Genomic DNA, 25,158 nt, shown 5'->3' on the forward strand with positions numbered 1-25,158 from the left:
GCCTTCACCTTCAGCCGGGCCGGGTTGAAGATCGAGGCGAAGTAGGTTCGCCACAGGTCCTCCGCGTCGTCGGCGGCCGGGGCATCGGCCTTGTTCGCGCCGGGGCCGATCGCCAGCCGCTCGCCGTCCCAGTCCGCGGTCGCCAGCGGCGTCAGGATGGTCCAGCGTATGCCGGTGAAGCGGCGCACGAAGAACGGCGCGTTTCGCTCCACGATGTGGTGAGCGGGCTCGAACCAGGCCACGTGGCGCTCCTCTGGCCCGTTGCCGATGCGGCGGAAACGCACGAAGGCGCGCATCTTGTGGACGTCGCGTCGGACCGATTTCGCCATCGCCTCCAGGCGGCGAACGTCGGTGTCGGAGGCGATCTGCATCAGATGCGGCTCCTCGCGCAGCCGCGTCAGCACGCGGTAGAGCAGGCTGAAGCGTTCGGGATCGACATGGCAGATGACGGCCTGCGCCAGTTCCACGAAGGCGCGCGGAACCGTGAACGTGGTGTCGACGGGGCCGCCCGGCGCTGCGGCCGCGGGGGGTGACGCCGCATCGAAGAGATCGCTCGACGCCGTCCCCTCGACGACCCAGCCCACCGCCTCGGCCGGCATGCCCTCCAGGGCCAGCGCCCGCGCCGCGATGCGCCAGCCGTCGAAGTCGGTCTGTCCGCCGAGCCGCACGGCGACGCGGGGCCGGGTCTGGGCCGCGGCGGTCATCGTCAGAACAGTTCCAGCTGCGCCGGGGCCGGCGTCAGCCGGGCGCGCAGGCTGGCGCTGTCGGTCATCGCACCCGGCGACCATCCCTCGGCGACGATGAAGGGCCGCACCTTGGCGATCGACTGGCACAGCCGCCCCACGTCCTCCAGCCTCAGCCGGCGGTGGCGCCGCGTGTCGAGAATGCGGCCCACCGCACGCGTGCCGAGGCCCGGCACGCGCAGCAGGTTCTCGCGGTCGGCGCGGTTCACGTCGACGGGAAACAGGGCGCGATTGCCCAGCGCCCAGGCCAGCTTGGGATCGACGGCGAGGTCGAGCATGCCGTCGGTCCGTCCGGCCAGGATCTCGTGCTGGTCGAAGCCATAGAAGCGCATCAGCCAGTCGGCCTGGTAGAGCCGGTGCTCGCGCATCAGCGGCGGGTTCTTCAGCGGCAGGGCGGCCGACGAATCGGGAATCGGGCTGAACGCGGAGTAATAGACGCGGCGCAGGCGGTAGCTCGAATAGAGCCGCGCGCTCGATTTCAGGATGATCGCGTCCGGCGTGGCGTCGGCGCCGATGATCATCTGCGTCGACTGCCCGCCGGGCGCGAAGCGCTCGCGCTTCTTCGTGCGCAGCGTCGGCTCGGACTTCTCCTCGATCTTCGACCGGAGCCTCGCCATCGACACGCGGATCGTCTCGGGCTTCTTTTCCGGCGCCAGCCGGTTCACGCCTTCGTCGGTCGGCAGTTCGACGTTGATCGACAGGCGGTCGGCCAGGCGTCCCGCCTCTTCCAGCAGTTCCGGCGCGCATTCGGGGATCGTCTTCAGGTGGATGTAGCCGCCGAAGCGGTGCACCTCGCGCAATTGCCGCGCAATCTCCACCATCTCGCCCATGGTCTCGTCGGGCGAGCGGACGACGCCGGAGGAAAGGAAAAGGCCCTCGATATAGTTGCGCTTGTAGAAGTCGAGCGTGAGTCGAACCACCTCGTCGACCGTGAAGCGGGCGCGGCGGACGTTCGACGACGAGCGGTTGATGCAGTAGCTGCAGTCGTAGATGCAGAAATTGGTGAGCAGGATCTTCAGGAGCGAGATGCAGCGCCCGTCGGGCGCGTAGGAATGGCAGATGCCGGAGCCCTCGGTCGAGCCGATGCCGCCGGTCTTCAGCGAGTTGCGTTTCGCCGCCCCGGACGACGCGCAGGAGGCGTCGTATTTGGCGGCATCGGACAGGATGGCGAGCTTCTGGCGCAGGGTGAGGGCTGTCATGAGTTCATGATATGTTCTTGCGTCGGCCTGCGCCATTCACTTTGTTAGGAGCAGGGCGGCCGTGCGCTTCCCGCCTGCGCCCGGCAAGCGCGGAGGCGTCGGGAAATAATCCGCCGCCTTCCGCCCCGCCGCAGGCGTCAGGCCGGCCCCGATACGGAATTACTCATCTATCCCATTGAAAAGTATGGAAGAAAAAATTCGACGCCCAAGCGAAATTTTTTTATCCACGCCCCCCGCACCGGCGCGCATACTCCTGTTGCAGCTTGCTGGCGGGATCTGGACGTACGACCGGACTTCCTAGGCAAGTGTGACGCTGGCCGACCCCCGCGAACGGTGGCGGGGTAGGCCAGCCTCGTCGGATCCGTGAGCTGGTGCCCGCGAAAGCGGGCTCCGGCCGGAGGAAGGCGAGTGAAAACGTCGGCGGGGCGCTGAAGGACCGCGCCACCCTTCGTTTGCGCATTCGGACGGCCGGCCTCAGGCCCCGCCTCCCGCGCTCCTTCAATGGCCAGACGGAGTTTTCCGGGCGTGGCGACGACGACCCGCGTCCGGCTGCCAGCCGGTCCTCCCCGTCATGGGCCGGCGTCGCGTCGCGGGCGATCCACGAGACGGAGCGGCCGCCCGCCCTCCTTCGCCCGATCAGACCTCGTGCAGGTAGAGATGGTAGTCCAGTTCGCTGACGGTCCGGGCGACCCGCAGGTACTCGGCGTGCTTGATGGCGGTAAACGTGCGGTGCAGATCCGCGCCGAGCGCGTCCTTCAGGAAGGCCGACGCCTTGGCCGCCTCGATCGCGGTGCGCCAGTCGCCGGGCATCGCGGCGCGGGCGTCCGGGGCCGCCTCGTAGCCGTTGCCGGTCGTCTCCGGGCCGGGGTCGAGTTCCTCCTCCAGACCCTTGGCGATGCCGGCCAGCACGGTGGCGGCAACGAGATAGGGGTTGGCGTCGACCCCCGACGGGCGGTGTTCGATGCGGCGGTTCCTGGCGTCTCCGGCCGGCACGCGCAGCGCCACCGAGCGGTTGTTGACCCCCCATGTCGGCGCGACGGGCGCATAGGACTGCGCCACGAAGCGGCGCCAGGAGTTGGCGTGCGGGGCAAAGACCAGCATGGTTTCGCCCATGGTCGCCGCCAGGCCGCCGATCGCGTTCAACAGGCGCGGCGTCCAGCGGCCTTCCTCGGCCTCCGAAAACACGTTGCGTCCCTCGCCGTCCCGCAGCGACACGTGGAGATGCATGCCCGAGCCGGCATAGGCCTCGATCGGCTTGGCCATGAAGCAGGCGGTCACGCCGTGGCGCCGCGCCTGGGCGCGGACCAGCCGCTTCAGCATGATCAGGTCGTCGGCGGCGCGCAGGATGTCGGCGCGGTAGTTCAGCGTCAGCTCGTACTGGCCGGGCGCGTATTCGGAGATGACCGTCTCGGCAGGAATGCCCTGTTCGCGCGCCGCGGCGTAGATGTCCGAAAACAGCGGCTCCATGCCGTGCAGGTGGTCGACGGAATAGACCTCGGTCTTGCCCGAGCGGCGTCCGTCGACGACGGCGCCGGCCGGCCGGACGCCGCCGTCCATGTCGCGCTCGTTGGCGAGCAGGAAGAATTCGAGCTCGAAGGCGCCGGCCGGATGAAGCCCGCGCGCGGCGAACGCCTCGACCTGCCTGGCAAGCGCATGGCGCGGGTCCGACGTCATCGGCGCGCCGTCGAGGCCATACATCGACATCAGCACCTGGGCACGGCGCGGATCGGTGCCATGCAGCGGGACCAACGTTCCCGGGATCGGCCAGGCGCGCAGGTCGCCGTCGCCCGAATCCCAGATCAGGCCGGTTTCGTGGACGTCCTCGCCGGTGATGTCGAGACCGAGGATCGAGATCGGCAGGTGGCGGCTGTTCTTGTAGAAGGCTTCGAGTTCGTGCCGCCGGATGATCTTGCCGCGGCCGACGCCGTTGACGTCGACCAGCACGATGTCGATCGCCTCGATGTCGGGATGGGTGGCCAGGAAGGCGCGGGCTTCGTCGAGGCTGGAGCCGGAGGGGGAGGGCATGCTCACGCGATCAGGTCTCCGCAGACATCGCCGAACGCCTTCACCAGCCGGTCGACCTGGCGTCGGGTGGTGGCGGGCGACACGAGCATCATGTTGTGGAAGGGCGCGATCAGGCAGCCGCGGTTGACGAGCGCCAGGTGAATGGCGGCCTCCAGCTCAGGCGCATGGGCGGCTTCCGCCTCGGCCCCGCTGGTCAGCGGGCCGGGGGCGCAGACGAACTCGACGCGGGCGCCGACGCGGACGACGTGCCATGGCAGTCCGGCGCTGGAAATCGCCCGCGCCAGGCCCGTCTCCAGCCGCGCCGCCAGGCGTTCCATATGTTCGTAGTTCTGCGCCGTCATCACCTCTTCCAGGGTGGCGCGCATGGCGGCGAACTGCAGCGGATTGGCCGACAGCGTGGTGCCCATGCCCGAATAGCCGGGTTCCTTGGCGCGGCTGCAGGCGGCCCAGCGCGCGGCCACGTCGTCGGTCATGCCCCAGACGGCAGCGGGCACGCCGCCGGCGATCGGCTTGCCGAGCACGAAGAGGTCCGGTTCCAGGCCGAAGCGGCGCGTATAGCCGCCGAGGCCGGACGAGATCGTGTGCGTCTCGTCGATCAGGAGCAGCGTGCCGGCGTCACGCGTCGCCCTGCGCAGCGCCTCGTGGAAACCCGGCGCGGGCAGGACCATGCAGGAATTGGTCAGCACCGGCTCGGTGATGACGCAGGCGACGTCGCGCCTGGCGAGCGCGGCCTCCAGCGCCGCGACGTCGTTGAACTCGACGATCTCGGTTGCCTGCGTCAGGTCGCGGAACTCGCCCGCCAGCCCGGGGCGATTGATCGGCCGACCGTCCTTCAGGCGCACCATCGTCTCGTCCACCGAGCCGTGATAGCAGCCGTTGAAGACCAGGATCCTGGGCCGGCCGGTGATGGCGCGCGCAAGCCGCAGCGCGAAGCGGTTGGCGTCGGTGGCCGTCGTCGCCACCTGCCAGCGGGCGAGGCCGAAGCGCTCGACCAGCAGCCGGCCGACGATGGCGGCGTCCTCGTTCGGCAGCATGGTGGTCAGGCCCTTGACCGCCTGGCGGCGGATCGCCAGCGCGACCGCCGGCGGCGAATGACCGAACATCGAGCCGGTGTCGCCCAGGCAGAAATCGTCCAGTTGGTTGTCGTCGATGTCGGTGATGGTCGCGCCGCGGGCCTGCGCCACGACCATCCGGAAGGGCATCGGCCAGTCGAGCATCCAGTGCAGCGGAACGCCGTCGAGAAAGCCCGACGGCTCGGCCGCGGCGGCAGCCGACTTCGGCCGCGCCCCGGCGAAGGTCGCGGATTCGCGGACGCGCAAGGCCTCGATGCGCGCGGCGGGCACGCCGCCGATCCTGTCGCTGGCCTGAAGCATGAAGACACCCCCGAAAGACGAGCATCTTCATAGCCGGGGCGACCCGAACCGGCAATCTTCCTGCCGCCGCGCGCGCTCGACCAGAGATTGGGGCTTGAGCCCCCGTCGCGGGCGGATATGGTCCCGTTCGCCAAAGGATGAACCCAGCAGCCATGTCCGCCATCGAAACCATCTCGCCTGACGACGAGCCCGCAGTGCTCGCGCTCAACACCATCCATGCGGCGGAACTCTCGCTGCTCGACGCGGCCGGGCTGAAGCGGCTCCTCGATGCGGCCTACCTGGCGCGGCGGATCGGGCAGGTCGACGCCTTCCTGATCGCCTTCGACCAGGACGCCGCCTACGCCAGCCCGAACTTCCTGTGGTTCCGCGAGCGCTACCCGCGCTTCGCCTATGTGGATCGCATCGCGGTGGCCGAGGCGGCGCGGGGCAAGGGCCATGCGCGTCGCCTCTACCACCACCTGTTCGAGCAGGCGCGGCGCGACGGGCACGCGGTCGTCACCTGCGAGGTGAACGCCGACCCGCCGAACCCCGCGTCGGACGCCTTCCACGCGGCGCTCGGCTTCCGCGTCGTCGGCGAGGCCGCCATCTACGGCGGCGAGCGGACGGTTCGCTATTTCGAGCGGCCTCTGTAGACGGTCGGACAGGCCCCGGCCTTCCCGTCCGGGACAAGGCCGACGAAATCGTCTGCCAACGGTCATCCGGTGATGCTATTCTCCGCGGAACGGTCGGCGACCCGCCGGCCGGGAGCGGCGGAGGATTTCGCATGCGTCTCGTCATGGCATGGACCCTGGCCATCATGGTTTCGACGCTGGCGCTGGCCGAGGCCCGCGCTTCCGGCGGCCTGCTGTGCACGGCCGACGATGCGTTCGCGGCCATCACCATCGAGAGCGGCGTCACGCGCGGGATGGGCAGTCCGGTGTTCAACGTCCGCGCCATTTCCATCATCCGCGACGATGCCGTGTCCGGCGACCTGCGCAACATGGCCTATGATGGCGAGCATCTCGCGCAGTACTGGCTGGACGGCGAGGAACTGCGGCTGCTGCTCTACCGCGAGCGGGCGGAGGGCGCGCATGGCTACGTCCAGATCGAGGTACGGACGAGCACCGACGAGGAAGGGCTCTACAAGGGTTCCTACGCCGTGACGGTGTTCGACATGACGGCCGACACCACCGGCGAGGGCCGCACGTTCAGGGGCGACGGCCCGGTCGAGTGTTTCGTGGAATGACGGTCAGCCGGCGATGTCGATGACGCCGCAGTCGCCGTCCGTCGAGCCGAAGACGACGCGTCGACCCGCCCGGTCCCAGGCAAGTGTGGTGATGGCGCCCTTGCCGGGGCGGCGCAGGAGCACCTCCTTCTGGTCGGCGATCCGGGCGGCGAGCACCATGCCGTCGGCATAGCCGATGGCGACGAAGTCGTCGGCCGGATGGCAGGCGACGGCGGTCACCTGGCTGTTGCCGCGCAGGCCGAGTTCGAGCGGCGCCTTGCCCATCGGGCCGTCCTTGCCCTGGAAGGGCCAGACGATGGCGGCCGGCGCGCCGGAACTCGCCAGCCAGCGGCCCTTCGGGCTCCAGGACAGGCTCTTCACCTTGGCGGGATAGCCGGTCATGCGCATGTGCTTCGCGTCGACGAGCTTCCAGCCGTGCAGCGCGCTTTCCTGCATGGTGGTGACGAGGAAATTGCCGTCGGGCGAGAACGTGATGCCGGTGTGCGCGCCGGCCCATTCCAGTTCGGTCGGCTTGCCGTCGGCGGCCGGAAAATGCAGCGTCGCGCCGTTGTAGCGCGCCACGCCGATGCGCATGCCCTTCGGCGAAAAGGCGATGCCTTCGACCGTTCGTGCGTGCTCGAACAGCTTCGTCCGGCCGTCGGAAAAGCGGACATGGGCGGTTCGCCCGCTCCCCCAGGCGATCGCGCCTTGCGGACCCGAGGCGATGCAGGCGATCCATTTGCGGCCGACATCGGCCAGGGGCTCGACCGAGCCGTCGGCGCGGATCGCCAGCACCTTGCCGTCCTCGCCGCCGGTCAGCAGCCGTTCGGATTTCTCGTCCAGCGTGGCGCAGACCAGTCCGTCGTGCGCGGCCACATGCTTGTGGCCGTCGGCCAGGCGATGCACCGTGCCGTCCGCCAGCGCGAAGTGCGGCACGTCCGAAACGAAGGCGGCGACGACGCAATGGCCGGGCAGGTCGAGGGGGGCGACGGTTGGCATCGTGTCTCCGGAAGATGCGTTGGCCATATCTGGCGCGGGTCTAGCGGTGCATCTCGGTTTTGTCACGCGAGCGACCGCTCCGTCGGCGCCGGGGAGCGGCCCCGGCGGCGGGCGCCTGGCTGTTCGAACGGGCGTTTTACGCCGCCTGGCAGGCCTCGAAGGTCCGCTTCAGCCGCTCGGGATCGAGCTCGCGGCCGATGAAGACGAGCCGGCTCTCATGCGTCTCGCCCTCCTTCCAGGCGCGCTGGTGGTCGCCCTCGATGATCATGTGCACGCCCTGCACCACATAGCGCTCCGGATCGTCCTTGAAGGCGATGATGCCCTTCAGGCGCAGGATGTTGGGCCCTTCCAGCTGGGTGATCTTCTCGATCCAGGGAAAGAAGCGCTTCGGGTCCATCTCGCCGCCGCGCAGCGAGACGGATTGCACGGTCACGTCATGGATCGGCGAAACCTCGCCGTCGTGGTGGTGGTGATGGCCATGGTCATGGTCATGGTGATGATCGTGGTCGTGGTCATGCTCCTCGTGGTCGAGGAAATGCGGATCGTCGGCGAGCACGCGCTTCAGGTCGAAGGCGCCTCGATCGAGCACGTCGGTCAGCGCCACGCCGGCCCGCTCGGCGCGATGGAGGCGGGCGGCCGGATTGATCGCCCGGATGGTGGCCTCGACGGATCGAAGTTCGTCGGCGGTGACGAGGTCGGTCTTGTTGATGATGACGACGTCGGCGAAGGCGATCTGGTCCTCCGCCTCGCGGCTGTCCTTCAGGCGCAACGGCAGGTGCTTCGCGTCCACCATGGCAACCACGGCGTCGAGCCGGGTCTTGGACCGCACGTCCTCGTCCATGAAGAAGGTCTGCGCCACCGGTGCCGGATCGGCCAGGCCCGTGGTCTCGACGAGGATGGCGTCGAAACGGCCGGGCCGGCGCATCAGACCCTCGACGACGCGGATCAGGTCGCCGCGAACCGTGCAGCAGACGCAGCCATTGTTCATTTCGTAGATCTCCTCGTCCGACTCGACGATGAGATCGTTGTCGATGCCGATCTCGCCGAACTCGTTGACGATGACCGCGTAGCGCCGACCGTGGTTCTCGGAGAGAATGCGGTTCAGCAGCGTGGTCTTGCCGGACCCGAGATAGCCGGTGAGCACGGTGACGGGAATTTGGGGCTGTGTGTCGGGCATGGCGCGCCTCATGGGTCGTTTGACGGGATGTCGCGGTCATATAGGACGGGCTTCCGGCGATTGCACGCGCGAACGATCATCGTGAAGCCATGGTCCGTCCGGCGGCCTGGGGCCTCCCGCGCGGAGGGGGTGTCATGCAATTGAAACAGACCTCTGGCATGGCTTCGTCGACGAATTAGCCGGCTGGGGCCCGATCCGGCAGGAGATTGCCTCGATCGGATGGTTGTTTATGCTCCGCAAGCCTGCGGACGCATGCAGGAGGGGTTGATGGCCAGGGAAAAGGGCGCGGCGCTGAGCCGCCTTCAGTCGGCCGCGCGGCTTTCGCGCACGGCGCTCGCATCGAGGCTTCTCGATCACGGGTTCTATGCCGGGCAGGACCAGATCATGCTCGCGCTCGCGCTCGAGGATGGGCAGACGCCCGGCCAGCTGGCGTCGCGGCTGGGGGTGCGCCCGCCGACCATCACCAAGACCATCAACAGGCTTCAGGCACAGTCCTTCCTCGACAAGCGCGCTTCGGAAAATGATGCCCGCCAGGCGCACGTCTTCCTCACCGAAAGCGGCCGGGACGCCATCAAGGCGATCGAGAAGTCGGTTCGAAAGACCGAAAAGCAGGCTCTGAAGGGGCTCGACAAGAAAGAGCAGAAGACGCTGTCCAAACTGCTGGCGCGCATCGAGGGCAACCTCTCCGGCAACCCCCGCCAGATCGACATGATGGACGACGCCGAGGACGACGAGTAGGTCCGCGACGCGTCCCGCTTCCCCCCGGGCGGCGGGAATTCCCTTGCCCTTGCATTCGGGATCGCTGAAACAGGGCGAAACGATTCCTCTGACGGCGACGCCGGTGAAGAAGCCATCCCCGACCCCGGAAACCGCGACGCCAGCCGCCGCCATCCTGCTCGTCTTCTCGGCGGGACTCCTGTTTTCGTTCCTCGATTCAGGCGCCAAATACCTCGGCTCGGTCGGCCTCTCCTCGCCCTTCATCGCCTGGGTGCGCTTCGCCGTCCATGCCCTGCTCGCGCTCGTCCTGTTGCGCGCATGGTCGAGCCCGGCCGTCTTCCGGGTCAGGAGCATGCCCCGCCAGGTGGTGCGCGGAATGTTCCTGTTCGGCTCCACCTTCTTCAACTTTCTGGCGCTGCAGACCCTGCAGCTGGCCGAAACCGTGTCGATCTTCTTCTTCGCCCCGATGGTCATCACCGCGATCGCCGGGCCGCTGCTCGGCGAATGGGCGGGCTGGCGGCGCTGGATGGCCGTGCTCGTGGGGTTCGTCGGGGTCGTCGTGGTCACGCGTCCGGGGCTGGGGGTCTTCGGTCTCGGCCACGTCTATGCCCTTTGCGCCATGTTCAGCTACTGCCTCTACGTCATTTCGACACGCCAGATGAGCCGCCAGGAAACGTCCGAGAGCCTGATCTTCTACTCCGCCCTGACGCCCGTGGTCTTGATGGCGCCGACCCTCCCCTTCTATGCGACGATGCCTGAGGGCGGGCTCCAGTGGACCGTGCTCTTGTCGATGGGCGTGCTCGGCGGAATCGGCCACTGGCTGATCATCAAGGCCTATCGAATCGCCACCACCACGGCCCTGGCGCCCTATGCCTATCTGCAACTCGTCTGGATGGTGTCGCTCGGCTACCTCTTCTTCGACGACCTGCCGGATCTGTGGACGATCGGAGGGGCGCTCATCATCGTGTCGAGCGGGCTCTACATCGTCCATCGGGAACGGCAGTTGCGGCTCCGCGACGCCGCACTGTCGAACCCCTGACGGAAAAGGGTTTGAAACGCTGGATGGCGATGACGTATAGCTTGCCTAAACGGTTTAAGGCGACGTCGCGGGGAGGGCGCTCTGGCGCAAAAAATCAAGCTTTCGACGATTGCCGACGCGCTTGGCGTTTCCACCGCCACGGTTTCCCTCGCCTTGCGCGACAGTCCGCTCGTCGCTGACGCCACGCGCGACCGGATCAAGGAACACGCCCGCGCCATTGGCTACATCTACAACCGCCGGGCGGCGAGCCTCAGGACATCGCGATCCGGCATCGTCGGCGTGGTCGTGCACGACATCATGAATCCGTTCTTCGCCGAGATCCTTCGTTCGATCGAAACCGAACTCGACCGCAGCCGCCAGACATTTCTCCTGTCCAACCACTACGACCAGCTGGAAAAGCAGCGCAGCTTCATCGACACGCTGCTCCAGTTGGGGGCGGATGGGGTCATCATGTCGCCCGCCATCGGCACGCCGCGCGAGGACATCCAGCTGATGGAAGACAACGGCCTTCCCGCCGTGCTTGTCGCCCGCTCGGTCGAAGGGGCGCAGGTCCCGGTGTTTCGCGGCGACGATTCCTACGGGATCGGCCTGGCGACCAACCATCTCATCTCGCTCGGCCACCGCCGCATCGTGATGATCGGCGGCACCGACCAGACCTCGACGGGACGGCACCGCTATCAGGGCTACGTCATCGCCATGCAGAAGGCCGGGCTCGAGGTTCAGCCGCACTGGCGAATACCCGGACCGCGCACCAAGCAGGCCGGGTTCGAGGTCGCCGGCCAGTTCCTCGCTCTCCAGGACAAGCCGACGGCTGCGGTCTGCTGGAACGATCTCGTCGCGATCGGGCTGATGAATGGCATCGCGCGCGCCGGACTGGTGCCGGGAACCGACATTTCGGTCACCGGCTACGACGATCTCGAGGAAGCGGCCATCGCGACGCCCGCCCTGACCACCGTCTGGAACGGACAGCGCGACGTCGGCCGGCGGGCCGCCCGCGCCTTGCTCGACCGGCTCAACGGCATCGTGGTGCAGCCTTCGCAGGAACTCATCAAGCCCGAACTGCACGTGCGGCAGTCGACCGGAAAGCCGGTCGAGCGGGGCTAGGTGCCCGGCGCCCGGCGGCGCATCGATCCTGCATCAGGACGCTTTCGAACACCGACGCGAAAAAGGCCCCGGCGTTGCCGGAGCCCTTCTCGATGGTCGCGTGTGAGGCGATCAGTTGGTGGAGGCGGTCTCGCCGACGACACCGCACAGCCCGTTGGTCACGGTGCCGTAGGAGCCGGGGTTCATCGCGGCCCGCTCGCAGGCTGCCCGGACGCTCGCCTGGTCTTCCGCGCCCATCGCTTCGAAAGCGGTGCGGACCTCGTCATCGCTGCGATACTGGGACCAGTCGTCGTTGAAAAACGGCGCATAGCGCTCACGATCGTTCTCGTACATCATGCGTTCTTCGTCCGACTGCCAGGTGGCGTTGCGGTCGAGTTCGCTCATGGCGGGGGTGCCCTGCGCGAAAGCCGAACCGGATACGGCAAACGCGACGATCGAGGCGGCGGCGATAAGGGTGCGTTTCATGGAATTGTCTCCTTCCGTGGGGCGTAGGGTCGCCCCTTTTCTGTTTGTACGTTTCAGCGAATGCGCCTGAACTCACGTCTGGCGCAGTCGTGGAGAAAACGTCGTCACCGGGGGCGCGTTCCAAGAAACCTGCCCGGCGCGTTGACCATTCCGTGAACGCGAGGGAGGGAACCGATTCCCTCCCGGCCTGAAACTGTCTACGGTCGCTCCAGGTCCATCAGCGTCGCAAAGGAGTGGAAATGCCACGAACCCCGATCCACGATATCGTCGTCCTCGTGCCCGGGCGCCTGCATGGTCATGCCGTCAAGCGTCTCGGCGAGGCGTTCACGCTCGTGGCGATCGACCGGGCCGACCCCGCCCTGATCGACGCTGATCTGGCCTCGCGGGTTCGCGGACTGGCGTCGATGACCGTCGTCGACCGGGCCTTCATCGACGCGTTGCCGAACCTGGAAATCATCGCCAACTTCGGTGTCGGCTATGATGCGGTGGATGCCGTCCACGCAGCGAAGAAGAACGTGATGGTGACCAACACGCCGGACGTTCTGACCGAGGAAGTCGCGGATACGGCGATCGGCCTGCTCCTCAACACGGTTCGCGAACTGCCGAAGGCGGAAGCCTGGCTCAGGGCAGGGCGCTGGGTGAAGGATGGCGCCTACCCGCTGTCGCGCGCCACCTTGCGCGGCCGGTCGGTCGGAATCTTCGGCATGGGCAGGATCGGCCTGGCCATCGCCCGCCGGCTCGAGGCCTTCGGCCTGCCGATCAGCTATCACAACCGTCGCCCGGTCGAGGGCGTCGCCTACGCCTATCACGACACGCTGGTAGGGCTTGCGCGATCGGTGGATACGCTGGTTTCGGTGGCACCCGGCGGCGCGGCGACGGAAAGAGCGGTCAATGCCGAGGTACTGTCGGCTCTTGGTCCGCAAGGCGTCTTCGTCAACATCGGACGCGGAAGTACGGTGGACCAGACGGCCTTGGCGACTGCGTTGAGGGAGGGCGCCATCATGGCGGCGGGGCTCGATGTCTTCGAAGACGAGCCGCGTGTTCCCGACGACCTGCTGGCGCTCGAAAATGCGTGCCTGTTGCCGCATGTCGGCTCGGCCTCTGTTCACACGCGCCAGGCCATGGCCGATCTCGTCGTCGACAACCTCCTGGGATGGTTTGCCGATGGCAAGGCGCTCACGCCCGTCGGCGAGACGGCATCGGTGGTCGCGCGCCCTCGTTGATCGATCGAGGGCGAAGCCGCCGCGGACTACTCCGCGGCAGCCGCCACGCCCGTGCGGGCGCTCGAATGAGCCCGCACGGCGTCACCGAAGGCCCGGAAGATTCGCGCGGAGGTGTCGTCGCTTCGGACCCAGTATTCCGGGTGCCACTGAACGCCGACGGCAAAGCCCTTCGAATCGCGAACCGAAACGGCCTCGACGGTGCCGTCCTCGGCGACGGCTTCGACCTGGAGCCTTTCGCCGAGACGGTCGATCGCCTGCCGGTGCACGGAGTTGACGCGAATGTCTCCGGCGCCGAAAACGCCGGCCAGGCAGCTTCCGGGCTTGATCGTGACGTTCTGGCGGATGGCAAAACGGATGTCGTGGTGTTCGCCGGGCGGCGCGCGATGGTCCAGATTGCCTTCCTTCTCCTGGATTTCGGTCGCCAGCGTTCCGCCGAGCGCCACGTTCATCTCCTGGATGCCGCGGCAGATGGCGAGCAGCGGCACGCCGTGTTCGATGGCCTTGCGGATCAGGGGCAGGGTGGTGGCGTCGCGCGCGGGGTCATAGGGACCGTTTTCCTCCGTCGCCTCGCCGCCATAGAGATCCGGGTGCACGTTGGTCTTCGAGCCGGTGATGATCACGCCGTCGACCATCGACAGTAGCCCGTCGAAATCGATCCGCTCTCCGAGATTGGGCAGCACCATCGGCAGCACGCCAGCGCCGGTGATGGCGGCCTCGACATACTGCTGCGGAACCGCATGCCACGTATAGGCATCGTAGCTGCGGATGTCCGACGAAATGGCGACAAGGGGCTGGCTCATGGTGCGGAAACCTCTTGAATTACGACGCGCGATGCGTCGTCTCGCGCCCCGTTTATCGCTCTTCGCCATGCTTTCCAATTGGATTTCCATGCGCCGCAGCCATTCCGCAAGGTCGGCGGAACGGTCGGATCGAGAGGAGGCTCGACGCTGGACTTGCCCGGATGCCCGTGTATTGATACGGCCCGGTTCCGGGGCAGGGCGTCGCATCGGCGGCGACCGCATGCCACTTACCGCTACATTCCGACAAGGGAGGATATCTATGGATCGTCGTTCATTCATCACCAAGGCGGGTCTGGCTGGCGCTGCCGCCGCCACCGCGTCCACGCTTGCAGCCCCTGCCATCGCGCAGGGCAACCAGACCTGGCGCATGGTCACCACTTGGCCGAAGAACTTTCCCGGCCTGGGCGTCGGCGCTCAGCGCCTCGGCGACCGCATCACCGCGGCATCCGGCGGCCGCCTGACCATCCAGGTCTATTCCGCGGGCGAACTCGTGCCGCCGCTTCAGTCGCTCGACGCCGTCATCGAAGGCTCGGCCGAGATGAGCCACGGCGCCGCCTATTACTGGCAGAACAAGAGCGCCGGCCTCTCCTTCTTCACCGGCGTTCCCTACGGCATGACCTCGCGCGAGCTGTCGGGCTGGGTTCGCTATCTCGGCGGTCAGGAAATCTGGGACGAGATCTACGACCAGTTCGGCGTCCAGGGCTTCCTGTCGGGTGACACCGGCAACCAGGCCGGCGGCTGGTTCCGCAACGAGTTGACGGGTGTTTCCGACATTCAGGGCCTGCGCTTCCGTACCCCCGGCCTCGGCGGCCGCGTGTGGGAGAAGCTCGGCGCCTCGGTGACCAACATGGCGGCGGGCGAGATCTTCCAGGCGCTGCAGTCGGGCACGCTCGACGCGGCCGAGTTCGTCGGCCCCTACAACGACCTGGCGCTCGGCTTCTACCAGATCGCCAAGAACTACTACTTCCCGAGCTTCATCGAGCCGGGCCTGGCCACCGAACTGGTGGTCGACAAGGCAAAGTACCAGGCGCTCCCCAGCGATCTCCAGGCCATCATCCGCGACGTCTGCCAGGCGGAGTACGATTCGGTGGCTGCCGACTTCGCCGCGAACGACCCGCGCGCGCTCCAGACGCTGGTCAACGATCACGGCGTGCAGATTCGCCAGTTCCCCGATGAGATCCTCGAGGCCGGCGCCAATGCGGCGAAGGAGATCATGGAGGGGCTGCTGTCGTCCGGCGACGCGCTGACCAAGAAGACCGCCGAGAGCTTCGTGTCGGCGCTCAACGTCGTGCGCCAGAAGACGGAAGGCACGGATTCCCTGTTCATCCAGGCGCGCGAGAAGTACTTCCATATCTGATCGTCAGATATCGGTTCATCGAAGCAAAAGCCCGGGAGCGATCCCGGGCTTTTGTGCGTCTGTGGCTGGCGCAAGGTCGCATCGGCCCTTCGCCTTCCCTTTCGCGGGATACGGCGTCAGCTGTAGATCCAGCGGGGCAGCCAGGTCGCGATGTCGGGAAACAGGAACAGAAGCGCCAGCGCGAGAATCTGCAATCCCACGAACGGCAAGACACCCTTGTAGATCATGCCGGTGGAGACGCTGTTTGGCGCCACGCCTCGCAGGTAGAACAGGGCGAAGCCGAAGGGCGGCGTGAGGAAGCTCGTCTGCAGATTGACGCCGACGATGACGCCGAGCCACACCGGATCGACGCCGAGGTTCAGGAGCACCGGCGCCGTGATCGGGATCACGATGAAGATGATTTCGAATGTGTCGAGGATGAACCCCAGCAGGAACATGATGGCCATGACGGCGATCACCGCGCCGGTCGTGCCGCCGGGCAGCTGCGACAGAAATTCGTGAACGAGATTGTCGCCACCCATCAGCCTGAAGACGATCGAAAACACCGACGCGCCGAAGAGGATAATGAACACCATGGAGGTGATGGTCGCGGTGGAAATGACCGCTTCGCGCACGATCCGCGGTGAAAGCCGCCATCTGAATGCCGCCAGCACCATGGCGCCCACGGCACCCACGGACGCAGCTTCGGTGGGCGTGGCGATGCCGCCGAGGATCGAGCCCAGAACCGCCGAGATCAGGACGAGTGGCGGAACGAGAGCCACCACCACTTCGCGGAGCAGATCCTTCTTTTCCGCTTCCGGGACGGGCGTGGCGGGGCATGATGCCGGGTCGAAGATGGCTTTGAAGACCATCCAGCCGAGATAGAGGCCGACAAGCAGGAGGCCGGGGAGAAGTGCGCCGGCGAAGAGGTCTCCCACAGAGACCGGCGTCGGGGCGAAATTGCCCTTGGCCATCTGCACCTGGGCGTTGATGCCCGACAGCATGTCGCCCATGAAGATCAGGACGGTGGACGGCGGGATGATCTGGCCGAGTGTGCCCGACGCGCAGATGACGCCCGAGGCGAGCTTTGGATCGTAGCCTGCGCGCAGCATGGCCGGCAGGGAGATCAGGCCCATGGTGACGACCGTGGCGCCCACAACGCCCGTCGACGCCGCCAGCAGGGTGCCGACGATGATGACGGAGATCCCCAGGCCCCCTCGCAGGTCTCCGAAGAGCTTGCCCATGGTCAGCAGCAGCTGCTCCGCGATCTTGGACCGCTCGAGCATCACGCCCATGAAGATGAAAAGCGGCACCGCGACCAGGACCTCGTTGGTCATGAACCCGATGTAGCGTCCCGCCAGCGAACCGAAGTTGGATGGGTCGAACACGCCCATCCACATGCCGACGAGACCGAACATGAGAGACACGCCGGCCAGCGTGAACGCGACCGGAAACCCCAGCATCAGGAAGCCGATGACGCCGAAGAACATCAGCCCGGCGAGGATCTCGCCGAGGAGGACGGGATCCATCAATGGGTCTCCTGCTGGTTCTCGTAGCGGAGTTGGCTGGGCAGCAGTTCCTCTCGACCGGCAAGAACCAGCACCGAACGCAGCAGCATGGCAATCCCCTGCAAGGCGATGACCGCCGCGAAGACAAGGATGAAACTCTTGAGGACGAAGTAACCGGGCATTCCGCCTGGATTGGGCGATGCCTCGTGGATGCGCCAGGAGCGGGCCACGAAGTTCCAGCCGTAGGTGTAGACGATCCAGGCGAAGGGCAGGAGGAAGAGCAAGACTCCGATCAGATCGACCAGCGCCTTGCGGGGCACGGAGGCTGGCCGGTAGAAGATGTCGACCCGGACATGATCATTGCGCAGCAGTGCGAAGCCAGCCACGGCCGTGAACATGGCGCCGTTCAGCCAGACATAGAGATCCTGCATCCACAACTGCGTGGTGGAGAAAACATAGCGCTGAACCACGACGGAGAAGCAGACGACCACGATCGCCAGAGCCAGCCATGAGAAGACGTTGCCCACGAGCCAGTTGAAGCCACTGATCGCGCGGACGATGCCGGCGATCACGCGCACGATGACAGTCTCCCGCGGGCGCCCGCGCGCCGATCCGTCACGGCATGGTCCGTGGGAAGCCCCTTACGGTCCCGCAATGGCATTGCCGACCGATCCGACGATCGCATCATCGAAACTCCATTCGCTCCCATGTCGCGTCTGCGCGCGACTTCGTCTCGGCCTGTTGCCGGAGACTGATTCCCTGGTCTCCGTGCGGACGCCCGCGCCTTCGAGGCGTGCACGGCCCCGATGACGCCAGAAGCCCATTAACAGCTTTGGCGTCAACCGAACAGGCCTCTTTCCCGGCCCCTCCGCCCTCCCGATCGGAGGCGCCCTCATCGCTCGAACCCGCCGGACGCCGGCTTTCGCGGGTCGCTTCTCGATAGGCCCGGCATTCGGCGGAGGCGATGGAAATCGAGTGGGCCCAGGCGCTCGTCGCCTGCTCTGGAGAGGCGCAGCGCTCTCAGCGAACCGAATTCGTTTGACGTGACGATCAAGCGCGGGAAGACTCGGCGACAAACCAAGACCCGTTCCGCCGTGCGGTGCGAGGATCCAGGGAAAGCTCGATGACGCTTCACGACGTATCGCTCGACGACAAGTTCGACCTCGCCAAGGACCGCATCTTCGTTTCCGGCGCACAGGCGATCGTCCGGATGCTCCTGATGCAGCGTGACCGCGATCGGCGGGCCGGTCTGAACACGGCCGGTTTCGTCACCGGCTATCGCGGCTCCCCGCTCGGCGGGCTCGACCAGCAGCTTTGGAAAGCCAAGCGCCAGCTCGCTGGATCCGACATCGTTTTTCAGCCCGGCCTCAACGAGGAACTGGCAGCGACGGCCTGCTGGGGGTCTCAGCAGACGGAACTGCTGGGCGAAGGCAAGTATGACGGCGTCTTTGCGCTCTGGTATGGCAAGGGTCCAGGCGTCGACCGGGCCGGCGATGTCTTCCGCCACGCCAATCTGGCCGGATCGTCCAGAAACGGCGGCGTGCTGGCGCTGATGGGCGACGACCATACGGCCGAATCATCGACAAACGCGCACGCGACCGAGTTCCAGTTCGTCGACACGATGATCCCGATCCTGAACCCGGCCGGCGTTCAGGAGATCGTCGACTACGGTCTGCTCGGCTACGCCCTTTCGCGCTTTGCCGGCACATGGGCGGCCATGAAATGCGTGAAGGAGAACATCGAGTCCACCGCCTCGGTCGACGTCTCGCTGGACCGGTTCGACGTCGTCTTGCCCGAGATCGACCTGCCGCCGGGTGGGCTCAACATTCGGCACGAACTCGACCAGATGGGCCAGGAAGCGCGGCTGCACAATTTCAAGCGAGCCGCGGCCAGCGCCTTCATTCGCGCCAACGGTATCAACCGGATCGTCTATTCCGGCGGCGCGGATGCGAAGATTGGCATCATCACCATCGGCAAGAGCTACCTCGACGTGCGCCAGGCACTCGAGGACATCGGCATCGACGAGGCGCGGGCCAACGGCATCGGCATCCGCCTGTTCAAGCTCGGCTGTCCCTGGCCGCTCGATTACGATCATCTGCGCGAGTTCGCCCGCGGTCTCGAGATGATCATCGTCGTGGAAGAGAAGCGCTCGCTGATCGAGGCGCAGGTGCGCGAACAGCTCTACGGTACGGGCATCCAGCCCATCGTTGTGGGGAAGCGCGACGAACGGGGCGACACGCTCTTTCAGCCGCAGGGCGCGCTCGATCCCAACGAAATTGCCATTGCGATCGGCGAGCGGGTGCTGCGTGTCATCGGCCATGCCGACGACATCGCCAGCCGCGTCAGCCAGATCAAGCAGTTCCAGGCGATGCTGGCCGACACGAAGGACGTCGGCGTGCGCACGCCCTATTTCTGTTCGGGCTGTCCGCACAATTCTTCGACCAAGGTGCCCGAAGGCTCGTTGGCGGGCGCAGGGATCGGCTGCCATTTCATGGCTCTGTGGATGGATCGCAAGACGGTCGGCTTCACCGCCATGGGCGGCGAGGGCGCCCAATGGGTCGGCCAGGCACCATTCTCGAAGCGCGAACACCTGTTCCAGAACCTCGGCGACGGCACCTACAATCATTCGGGTTCGCTGGCGATTCGCTTCGCGGTCGCGTCAGGTGCAAACATCACCTACAAGATCCTGTACAACGACGCCGTGGCAATGACTGGCGGCCAGCCGCACGAAGGCGGCCTGTCGGCGCCGATGATTGCGGAGCAGGTGCGGGCCGAAGGCGTCGAGCGGATCGCCATCGTCACCGACGAGCCGGACAAATACGCTGCCTTGCCGGTCCCGACTGGCGCCACGGTGCACCACCGCGACGACCTCGATGCCGTTCAACGCGAATTGCGCGACATCAAGGGCGTCTCCGTTTTGCTCTACGACCAGACCTGCGCGGCGGAGAAACGGCGGCGCCGCAAGCGTGGCACCTTCCCCGACCCCGACAGGCGGGTGATCATCAATGAACTGGTCTGCGAAGGCTGCGGCGATTGCGGTGTGCAGTCCAATTGTGTCTCGGTACAGCCGGTGGAAACGGAGTTCGGACGCAAGCGGCGTATCGACCAGTCGAGTTGCAACAAGGACTTTTCCTGCCTGAAAGGCTTCTGTCCATCCTTCGTGACCGTGCATGGAGGCAAGATCCGCAAGGCTGCAGGTGCGGCGGGCGATGCTGATCCGCTCGAAGGCGTTCCGGAGCCGAGGGTCGCGGACGCCGCGAGGGGGTGGGCGGCGATCATCGACGGCATCGGTGGAACGGGTGTCGTGACGATCGGCGCGGTGCTCGGCATGGCCGCGCACCTGGAAGGCAAGGGCTGCGGGCTGATCGACATGGCAGGGCTCGCGCAGAAGGGCGGGGCGGTCTACAGCCACGTCCGCGTGGCTGCGACGCCCGAGGACATCCACGCCATTCGTGTGTCGGCTGGCAAGGCCGACCTGGTGCTCGGCTGCGATCTCGTCGTCTCCGGCTCGAAGAAGGTTCTCGGCGCGGTCCGCGAGAACCACACGATCTTCGTCACCAACACGGCCGAGGTGATGCCGGGCGATTTCGCTCGTTCGGCCGATTTTTCGTTGCCGACGGAGCGTCTACGCAAGGCGATCCGTTCGGCCGCCGGTGAGCGAAACGCACATTTCTTTGACGCCACCCGGACGGCTTCCGCGCTGTTCGGTAATTCCCTTGGCGCGAACATGTTCATGCTCGGCTTCGCCTGCCAGTTGGGTGGGCTGCCGGTATCGGCCCAGGCAATCGAAAAGGCCATCGAGCTCAACGGCCAGGCGGTGGCGATGAATGTCGCCGCATTTCGCTGGGGGCGCCGCGCCGCGCATGATCCCGCATTCGTGCGCGGCCGTGTTGCTGTGGCGACCTCTGGTGAAGGTGATCGTGCGCTGGCTTCGTCGCTGGACGAGATCGTGGCCGTTCGCTCGGTCTTTCTGGGCAACTACCAGAACCGTGCCTATGCCCAGCGGTACGAGCGCCAAATTGCTGCCGTGCGCGCGGCGGAGGAGAAGGCTGTTCCTGGTTCGACCGCGCTGGCCGAGGCTGTGGCTCGCAATCTCTTCAAGGCGATGGCCATAAAGGACGAATACGAAGTCGCCCGGCTCTACACCGACGGCTCGTTCGCCAGACAGGTGGCGGCGCAGTTCGAGAGTGTCGAACGGTTGGAGTTTCACCTTGCTCCCCCGATCCTCGGCCGCACCGGTACTGACGGCAAGCCGGCGAAATCATCCTTTGGCCCCTGGATGATGACCGGGTTCCGTCTCCTCGCATGTCTGAAAGGCCTGCGTGGGACGGCTCTCGATGTCTTTGGCAGGACCGAAGAGCGACGCATGGAGCGGCGTCTTCTCGCCGAATACGAACGAGACGTCGCCATGGTCATCGATGGATTGACGCCGGCGCGCCTGGAGGCGGCTTGTGCGCTCGCCTCCATCCCGTCGCTGGTCCGCGGTTTCGGCCACGTGAAGGCCGCGAATGCCGAAAAAGCGTCAATCGAGCGAAAGCGCATGATGGAGCGATTCGAGCAGGCGACCGACGTGCGCCAGGCCGCTGAGTGACCTGTGCCAGGCAGATCGCTCCGCTGGGCCTTCTGGCCCGGCGCTGGGCATTGGAAAGCGGCACGTCATCTGGGCCGCGCCTCCTCCAATCGAAGCCTATCCGCGTCTAAACGTTTGTTAATGTGAATGTGCGACACGTCTCGCATACCAATCGGTTGCCCGCAGTGAAGCACAGCAAGGACACCACTCCCGAGGACGTCTATGTAGGGTTCGTCAGGTCGCTCTTCCTCGACCCCGGGATCCTGCTGATCGGTGCTTGCCTTCATGGCATCATGGGCTTGATGGTATACCTGCGCGGCAACGAGCCGATCTATCTCGTGCTCACCGTCTTGATGATGTTCGCCGGCCTCTACCGCTATGTCGCCATGCGGAAGGTCCAGCCCTCCACCATCACCGACATCACCACCGCCGTCGCGCGCGAGCGCTACTACATCATCGCGGGAGCGGTTCAGGGCGCCGTCATTGGCCTCTTCTCCTTCTGCGCGGTGTATCTGTATTCGGACGAGTTCAGCGAACTGGCGGCTGTCTCCGTCGCCATGGGTGGTGCGATCACCATCGCCGGTCGCAATTACGGCTCGAAGAAAATGGTGGCGATCCTGTCGTTGACGACGATCGGGCCGATCGCGATCGCGCTGATCCTCAAAGGCGATCTCTACAACATCGTTCTGGGCCTGTTCATCGTCCCGTTCATGATCATCATCATGAAGCTGGCGGCGCTCGTGCGCGAAGTGCTGTTCACCGCCATCAGCGAACAGAAGAAGGCGACGAAGCTGGCGCAACGCTTCGATCGGGCCTTGAACACCATGACCCACGGTCTGGTGATGCTCGGCCCCGACAGCCGCGTGATCGTTGCGAATGCTGAAGCTGCCGAATTGACAGGCGTGGCCAGGGCCGAGCGCTTGATCGGGCGCACGCTGAAGGCTCTGCTGCTTCGTGGCGCGGCGGGCGGGCTCATCAGCCGGCGCGATTGCGGCTTCATCGAAGCCCAGTTGTCGCGCGCGCTTCGGGAGGGCTGTGACCGCAAGCTCCTCGTCAGCCTGACCAATGGGCGCTACCTTGAATTCTCCGCCCGCGAAGGGCGGGACGAACTGAGCGTCATTACCTTCGAGGATGTCACGTCGCGCGTTCAGGCGGAGGAAAAGATCCGCACCATGGCGCGCTACGACAGCCTGACCGGCCTGCCGAACCGCGCCTACTTCCACGAGATCGTCGCCGAATGCATGTCCACGGGCGACCGGGAGCGGCTCTGCGCGCTGGCGATCTTCGACCTCGACGACTTCAAGAGCATCAACGACACGCTCGGCCATCCGGTCGGGGACGGGCTCATCTACGCCATCGCCGAGAAGCTGGCGTTCTTCACCGATGACGACATAAAGATCAGCCGTTTCGGCGGCGACGAATTCGTCATCTACTTCGACAGGGTCGAGGACGAAAACCACCTGGGGATGCTTCTGGACGGCATCTTCGAGGGACTGCAGGAAGAGGTCGACGTCGCCGGCCATGCCTTGCGCGCGCAGTTCAGCGCGGGTGCGGTGCTGCTTCCCGTCAGCTATGACGACGCAGAAGGCATGATCGTCAAGGCCGACCTCGCGCTCTACGAGGCCAAGGAAAAGGGCAAGAACAGCTGGCGCCTGTTCGAGTCGACCATGGACGCGGCCTTCCGCCAGAAGCAGATGCTCAAGGCCGATCTGCGCAATGCCGTGCAGGCGGGATCCTTGCGAGTCGTGTTCCAGCCGATCGTCGACATCAATTCCATGGCAGTGGTGACCTGCGAGGCGCTTTGCCGATGGGACCATCCGGACCTCGGCCCCGTCTCGCCAGGGGTGTTCATACCGCTGGCCGAGGAGATGGGGATCATCTCCGACATCAGCATCCAGGTGCTGCGGGCCGCCTGCGAAGAATGCTCCAGATGGCCTGCGCCGATCGGTGTCTCGGTCAACCTGTCGGCGCGGGACTTCAGGTGTGCCACGATCGTCGATCACGTCCGCGATGCGCTGACCCATTCCGGCCTGTCGCCGCACCGTCTGGAGGTCGAAGTGACCGAGACGGCGATCCTCGACGACAAGCTCTCGACGCGGATCTATCTGGAAGAGATCCGTCGGCTCGGCGTCAAGATCGCGCTCGACGACTTCGGTACGGGCTATTCGAGCCTGAGCTACCTGCACACCCTACCGCTCGACAAGATCAAGATCGATCGCTCCTTCCTGCAGGACATCACGTCGGACGAAAGATCGCTGGAACTCTTGTGCGGTATCGTCTCGCTTTCGAGAAAGCTCGGTCTGACGATCACCATCGAAGGCGTGGAGACCTTCGAGCAGCTCAAGCTTCTGTCGGCTCGGGTCAAGCCCGACCTCCTGCAAGGGTTCCTCTTCGGTGCCGCCCTCAGCGCTTCCGGCATCGAGGCGCTTTCGAAAACCTCGCTGCCCTTCGGCGAGGATATCTCGAAGCTGAAATTCTTCGCCGGCCGCTGAGACACCTCATCCGAAGGATCGTCCCGACGGTCCCGCAAGACGCAGCGCGCTCGCCTGTCGGGAAAACTCGGCGCGGTTGGAGCGCCATCCGCCGAGACACCCGCTCGCGACAAGGCGTCGCAACCCACGATCGTCTCATGGTTGAATGTGGCGACCCTTCCGCAGGGGCTCGTCCGGAAGCCTGGCTCCATCCCCTGCCGATAACCGTTCGAAAGGGGGATCTGGCGACCTTTCGTGCAACGCCGGGACGTTAACGTTAACGGAAGGTAAACGAAGTCCGCGCAAATTTCGGCTTTACTGAACGCAACCTTAAGGTACGGTTCCTTCAGGCGGATGTGCGTGCGGGGACGATGATCGAGATGAACGTGTCGGTGAACAGGAGTACCCTCCGGCGTGCCCCGTCAACAGGAGCCGCCTCTGGCGGATCGGCGTTTGCGGACAACGTCGCGGCGCTGCTCGAGCGGGTCGAGTACAGACGATGCGAGAAGGGCGAGGATCTCGAAGCGATCTACCGGCTTCGATACAAGGCGTATCGCAACCATGGAACGGTGCCTCCGACAGCGGAACGTGTCACCACCGATCGGTTCGATGACGCGCCCAATTGCTACATGTTCGGCGTATGGATCGACAATGAACTGGTCAGCACCGTTCGCCTCCACCATCTGACTGCCGAACAGCCCTATTCTTCGGTGATGGACATCTTCGGCGACTTGATCTCGCCCCGGCTGGAGCGTGGCGAGACCTTCATCAATCCAACCATGTTCGCCGCCGATCCCTACTATGCGACGATCTATCGTGCTTTGCCGTATGTGACGCTGCGGCTGGCGGTCGTCGCCAACAGCTATTTCGACACCACGAGTTGCATCTGCGTCATCCGCGACGATCACACCGCATTCTACAAGCGTGTGTTCGGCTCCGTGCAGGTTGGCGAGCCTCGACCGCACCCGTCATTCTCGGTCAACGTGATGCTGTACGACTCGCCCTGCGCCATCAACATGCAGCCGACGCTTGAGCGGTTTCCCTTTTTTCGCTCGACGGCGCTGGAACGGCGACTGCTGTTCGGGCAATCGGCGAAAGGCGAGGTTGGATCGCTGACCATCCTGCCGACAGCTCGCTACATGAAGACCGCTGCCTGAGCGCGTGCGCCTGACAGGGTGATCCGTCGCTTGTATGGGACCACCCGA

At 65.7% G+C, this 25,158-nt stretch carries 20 protein-coding genes; 10 read left to right on the forward strand and 10 right to left on the reverse strand.

What is annotated here, in order from left to right:
* The 4 genes from EJC49_RS13620 to EJC49_RS13635 all read right to left on the reverse strand — a co-directional run.
* Positions 1 to 704, reverse strand: a 704-nt coding sequence (locus EJC49_RS13620) for a TIGR03915 family putative DNA repair protein (protein WP_126700487.1), incomplete at its 3' end; no start/stop codon positions are given.
* A 2-nt stretch (positions 705 to 706) separates the two neighbouring features.
* Positions 707 to 1,942, reverse strand: a complete 1,236-nt coding sequence (locus tag EJC49_RS13625; protein WP_126700488.1) for a putative DNA modification/repair radical SAM protein — start codon at positions 1,940 to 1,942, stop codon at positions 707 to 709.
* Between the two features lie 636 nt (positions 1,943 to 2,578).
* Entirely contained in the window at positions 2,579 to 3,967 is a 1,389-nt protein-coding gene (locus EJC49_RS13630; RefSeq protein ID WP_126700555.1) for a glutamine synthetase family protein, read from the reverse strand.
* Positions 3,968 to 3,969: 2 nt separating this feature from the next.
* Positions 3,970 to 5,340, reverse strand: coding sequence for an aspartate aminotransferase family protein (locus EJC49_RS13635; protein ID WP_126700489.1), 1,371 nt, complete (start codon positions 5,338 to 5,340; stop codon positions 3,970 to 3,972).
* A gap of 152 nt (positions 5,341 to 5,492) precedes the next feature.
* On the opposite strand from EJC49_RS13635, the gene EJC49_RS13640 reads away from it, so the two are divergent.
* Positions 5,493 to 5,972, forward strand: a complete 480-nt coding sequence (locus EJC49_RS13640; protein WP_126700490.1) for a GNAT family N-acetyltransferase — start codon at positions 5,493 to 5,495, stop codon at positions 5,970 to 5,972.
* A 131-nt stretch (positions 5,973 to 6,103) separates the two neighbouring features.
* Positions 6,104 to 6,565, forward strand: a complete 462-nt coding sequence (locus tag EJC49_RS13645; RefSeq protein WP_126700491.1) for a hypothetical protein — start codon at positions 6,104 to 6,106, stop codon at positions 6,563 to 6,565.
* Positions 6,566 to 6,568: 3 nt separating this feature from the next.
* On the opposite strand, the gene EJC49_RS13650 is transcribed toward EJC49_RS13645, so the two are convergent.
* Together EJC49_RS13650 and EJC49_RS13655 are read right to left on the reverse strand one after the other, a co-directional pair.
* On the reverse strand, positions 6,569 to 7,543 hold the full coding sequence (locus EJC49_RS13650; protein WP_126700492.1) for a WD40 repeat domain-containing protein: 975 nt from the start codon (positions 7,541 to 7,543) through the stop codon (positions 6,569 to 6,571).
* A 136-nt stretch (positions 7,544 to 7,679) separates the two neighbouring features.
* Positions 7,680 to 8,720 (reverse strand): CobW family GTP-binding protein, encoded by a 1,041-nt coding sequence (locus EJC49_RS13655; RefSeq protein WP_126700493.1) that lies wholly within the window; start codon positions 8,718 to 8,720, stop codon positions 7,680 to 7,682.
* 267 nt (positions 8,721 to 8,987) lie between these two features.
* Between EJC49_RS13655 and EJC49_RS13660 the strand changes: the two genes are divergently transcribed.
* The 3 genes from EJC49_RS13660 to EJC49_RS13670 all read left to right on the forward strand — a co-directional run bounded on the left by EJC49_RS13660 (position 8,988) and on the right by EJC49_RS13670 (position 11,580).
* On the forward strand, positions 8,988 to 9,458 hold the full coding sequence (locus EJC49_RS13660) for a MarR family winged helix-turn-helix transcriptional regulator (RefSeq protein WP_126700494.1): 471 nt from the start codon (positions 8,988 to 8,990) through the stop codon (positions 9,456 to 9,458).
* A gap of 103 nt (positions 9,459 to 9,561) precedes the next feature.
* Entirely contained in the window at positions 9,562 to 10,476 is a 915-nt protein-coding gene (locus EJC49_RS13665; protein ID WP_126700495.1) for a DMT family transporter, read from the forward strand.
* An 81-nt stretch (positions 10,477 to 10,557) separates the two neighbouring features.
* Complete coding sequence (locus EJC49_RS13670) at positions 10,558 to 11,580, forward strand: LacI family DNA-binding transcriptional regulator (RefSeq protein WP_126700496.1); 1,023 nt, start codon at positions 10,558 to 10,560, stop codon at positions 11,578 to 11,580.
* Between the two features lie 111 nt (positions 11,581 to 11,691).
* Here EJC49_RS13670 and EJC49_RS13675 read toward each other — a convergent pair whose 3' ends face one another.
* Positions 11,692 to 12,045 carry a hypothetical protein gene (locus EJC49_RS13675; protein WP_126700497.1) on the reverse strand — a complete coding sequence of 118 codons (354 nt, stop codon included), beginning with the start codon at positions 12,043 to 12,045 and terminating at the stop codon, positions 11,692 to 11,694.
* Between the two features lie 239 nt (positions 12,046 to 12,284).
* Here EJC49_RS13675 and EJC49_RS13680 point away from each other — a divergent pair, with 239 nt between their 5' ends.
* Positions 12,285 to 13,268 carry a 2-hydroxyacid dehydrogenase gene (locus EJC49_RS13680; protein ID WP_126700498.1) on the forward strand — a complete coding sequence of 328 codons (984 nt, stop codon included), beginning with the start codon at positions 12,285 to 12,287 and terminating at the stop codon, positions 13,266 to 13,268.
* 26 nt (positions 13,269 to 13,294) lie between these two features.
* Here EJC49_RS13680 and EJC49_RS13685 read toward each other — a convergent pair whose 3' ends face one another.
* A complete protein-coding gene (locus EJC49_RS13685; protein ID WP_126700499.1) occupies positions 13,295 to 14,068 on the reverse strand; it encodes a gamma-glutamyl-gamma-aminobutyrate hydrolase family protein in 774 nt (257 codons plus the stop codon).
* 259 nt (positions 14,069 to 14,327) lie between these two features.
* Between EJC49_RS13685 and EJC49_RS13690 the strand changes: the two genes are divergently transcribed.
* Positions 14,328 to 15,425 (forward strand): TRAP transporter substrate-binding protein, encoded by a 1,098-nt coding sequence (locus EJC49_RS13690; RefSeq protein ID WP_126700500.1) that lies wholly within the window; start codon positions 14,328 to 14,330, stop codon positions 15,423 to 15,425.
* A gap of 116 nt (positions 15,426 to 15,541) precedes the next feature.
* On the opposite strand, the gene EJC49_RS13695 is transcribed toward EJC49_RS13690, so the two are convergent.
* A complete protein-coding gene (locus tag EJC49_RS13695) occupies positions 15,542 to 16,933 on the reverse strand; it encodes a TRAP transporter large permease (protein ID WP_126700501.1) in 1,392 nt (463 codons plus the stop codon).
* A complete protein-coding gene (locus EJC49_RS13700; protein WP_126700502.1) occupies positions 16,933 to 17,490 on the reverse strand; it encodes a TRAP transporter small permease subunit in 558 nt (185 codons plus the stop codon). Before EJC49_RS13700 ends, EJC49_RS13695 begins: the two co-directional genes overlap by 1 nt.
* Before the next feature lie 545 nt (positions 17,491 to 18,035).
* On the opposite strand from EJC49_RS13700, the gene EJC49_RS13705 reads away from it, so the two are divergent.
* The 3 genes from EJC49_RS13705 to EJC49_RS13715 all read left to right on the forward strand — a co-directional run bounded on the left by EJC49_RS13705 (position 18,036) and on the right by EJC49_RS13715 (position 25,110).
* On the forward strand, positions 18,036 to 21,503 hold the full coding sequence (locus EJC49_RS13705; RefSeq protein WP_126700503.1) for an indolepyruvate ferredoxin oxidoreductase family protein: 3,468 nt from the start codon (positions 18,036 to 18,038) through the stop codon (positions 21,501 to 21,503).
* 164 nt (positions 21,504 to 21,667) lie between these two features.
* Positions 21,668 to 23,974, forward strand: coding sequence for a putative bifunctional diguanylate cyclase/phosphodiesterase (locus tag EJC49_RS13710; protein ID WP_126700504.1), 2,307 nt, complete (start codon positions 21,668 to 21,670; stop codon positions 23,972 to 23,974).
* Between the two features lie 371 nt (positions 23,975 to 24,345).
* A complete protein-coding gene (locus EJC49_RS13715) occupies positions 24,346 to 25,110 on the forward strand; it encodes an N-acyl amino acid synthase FeeM domain-containing protein (RefSeq protein ID WP_245453398.1) in 765 nt (254 codons plus the stop codon).
* Positions 25,111 to 25,158: the final 48 nt, after the last annotated feature.

It is taken from the genome of Aquibium carbonis (assembly GCF_003970795.1).
In the GTDB taxonomy this organism is placed as follows: domain Bacteria; phylum Pseudomonadota; class Alphaproteobacteria; order Rhizobiales; family Rhizobiaceae; genus Aquibium; species Aquibium carbonis.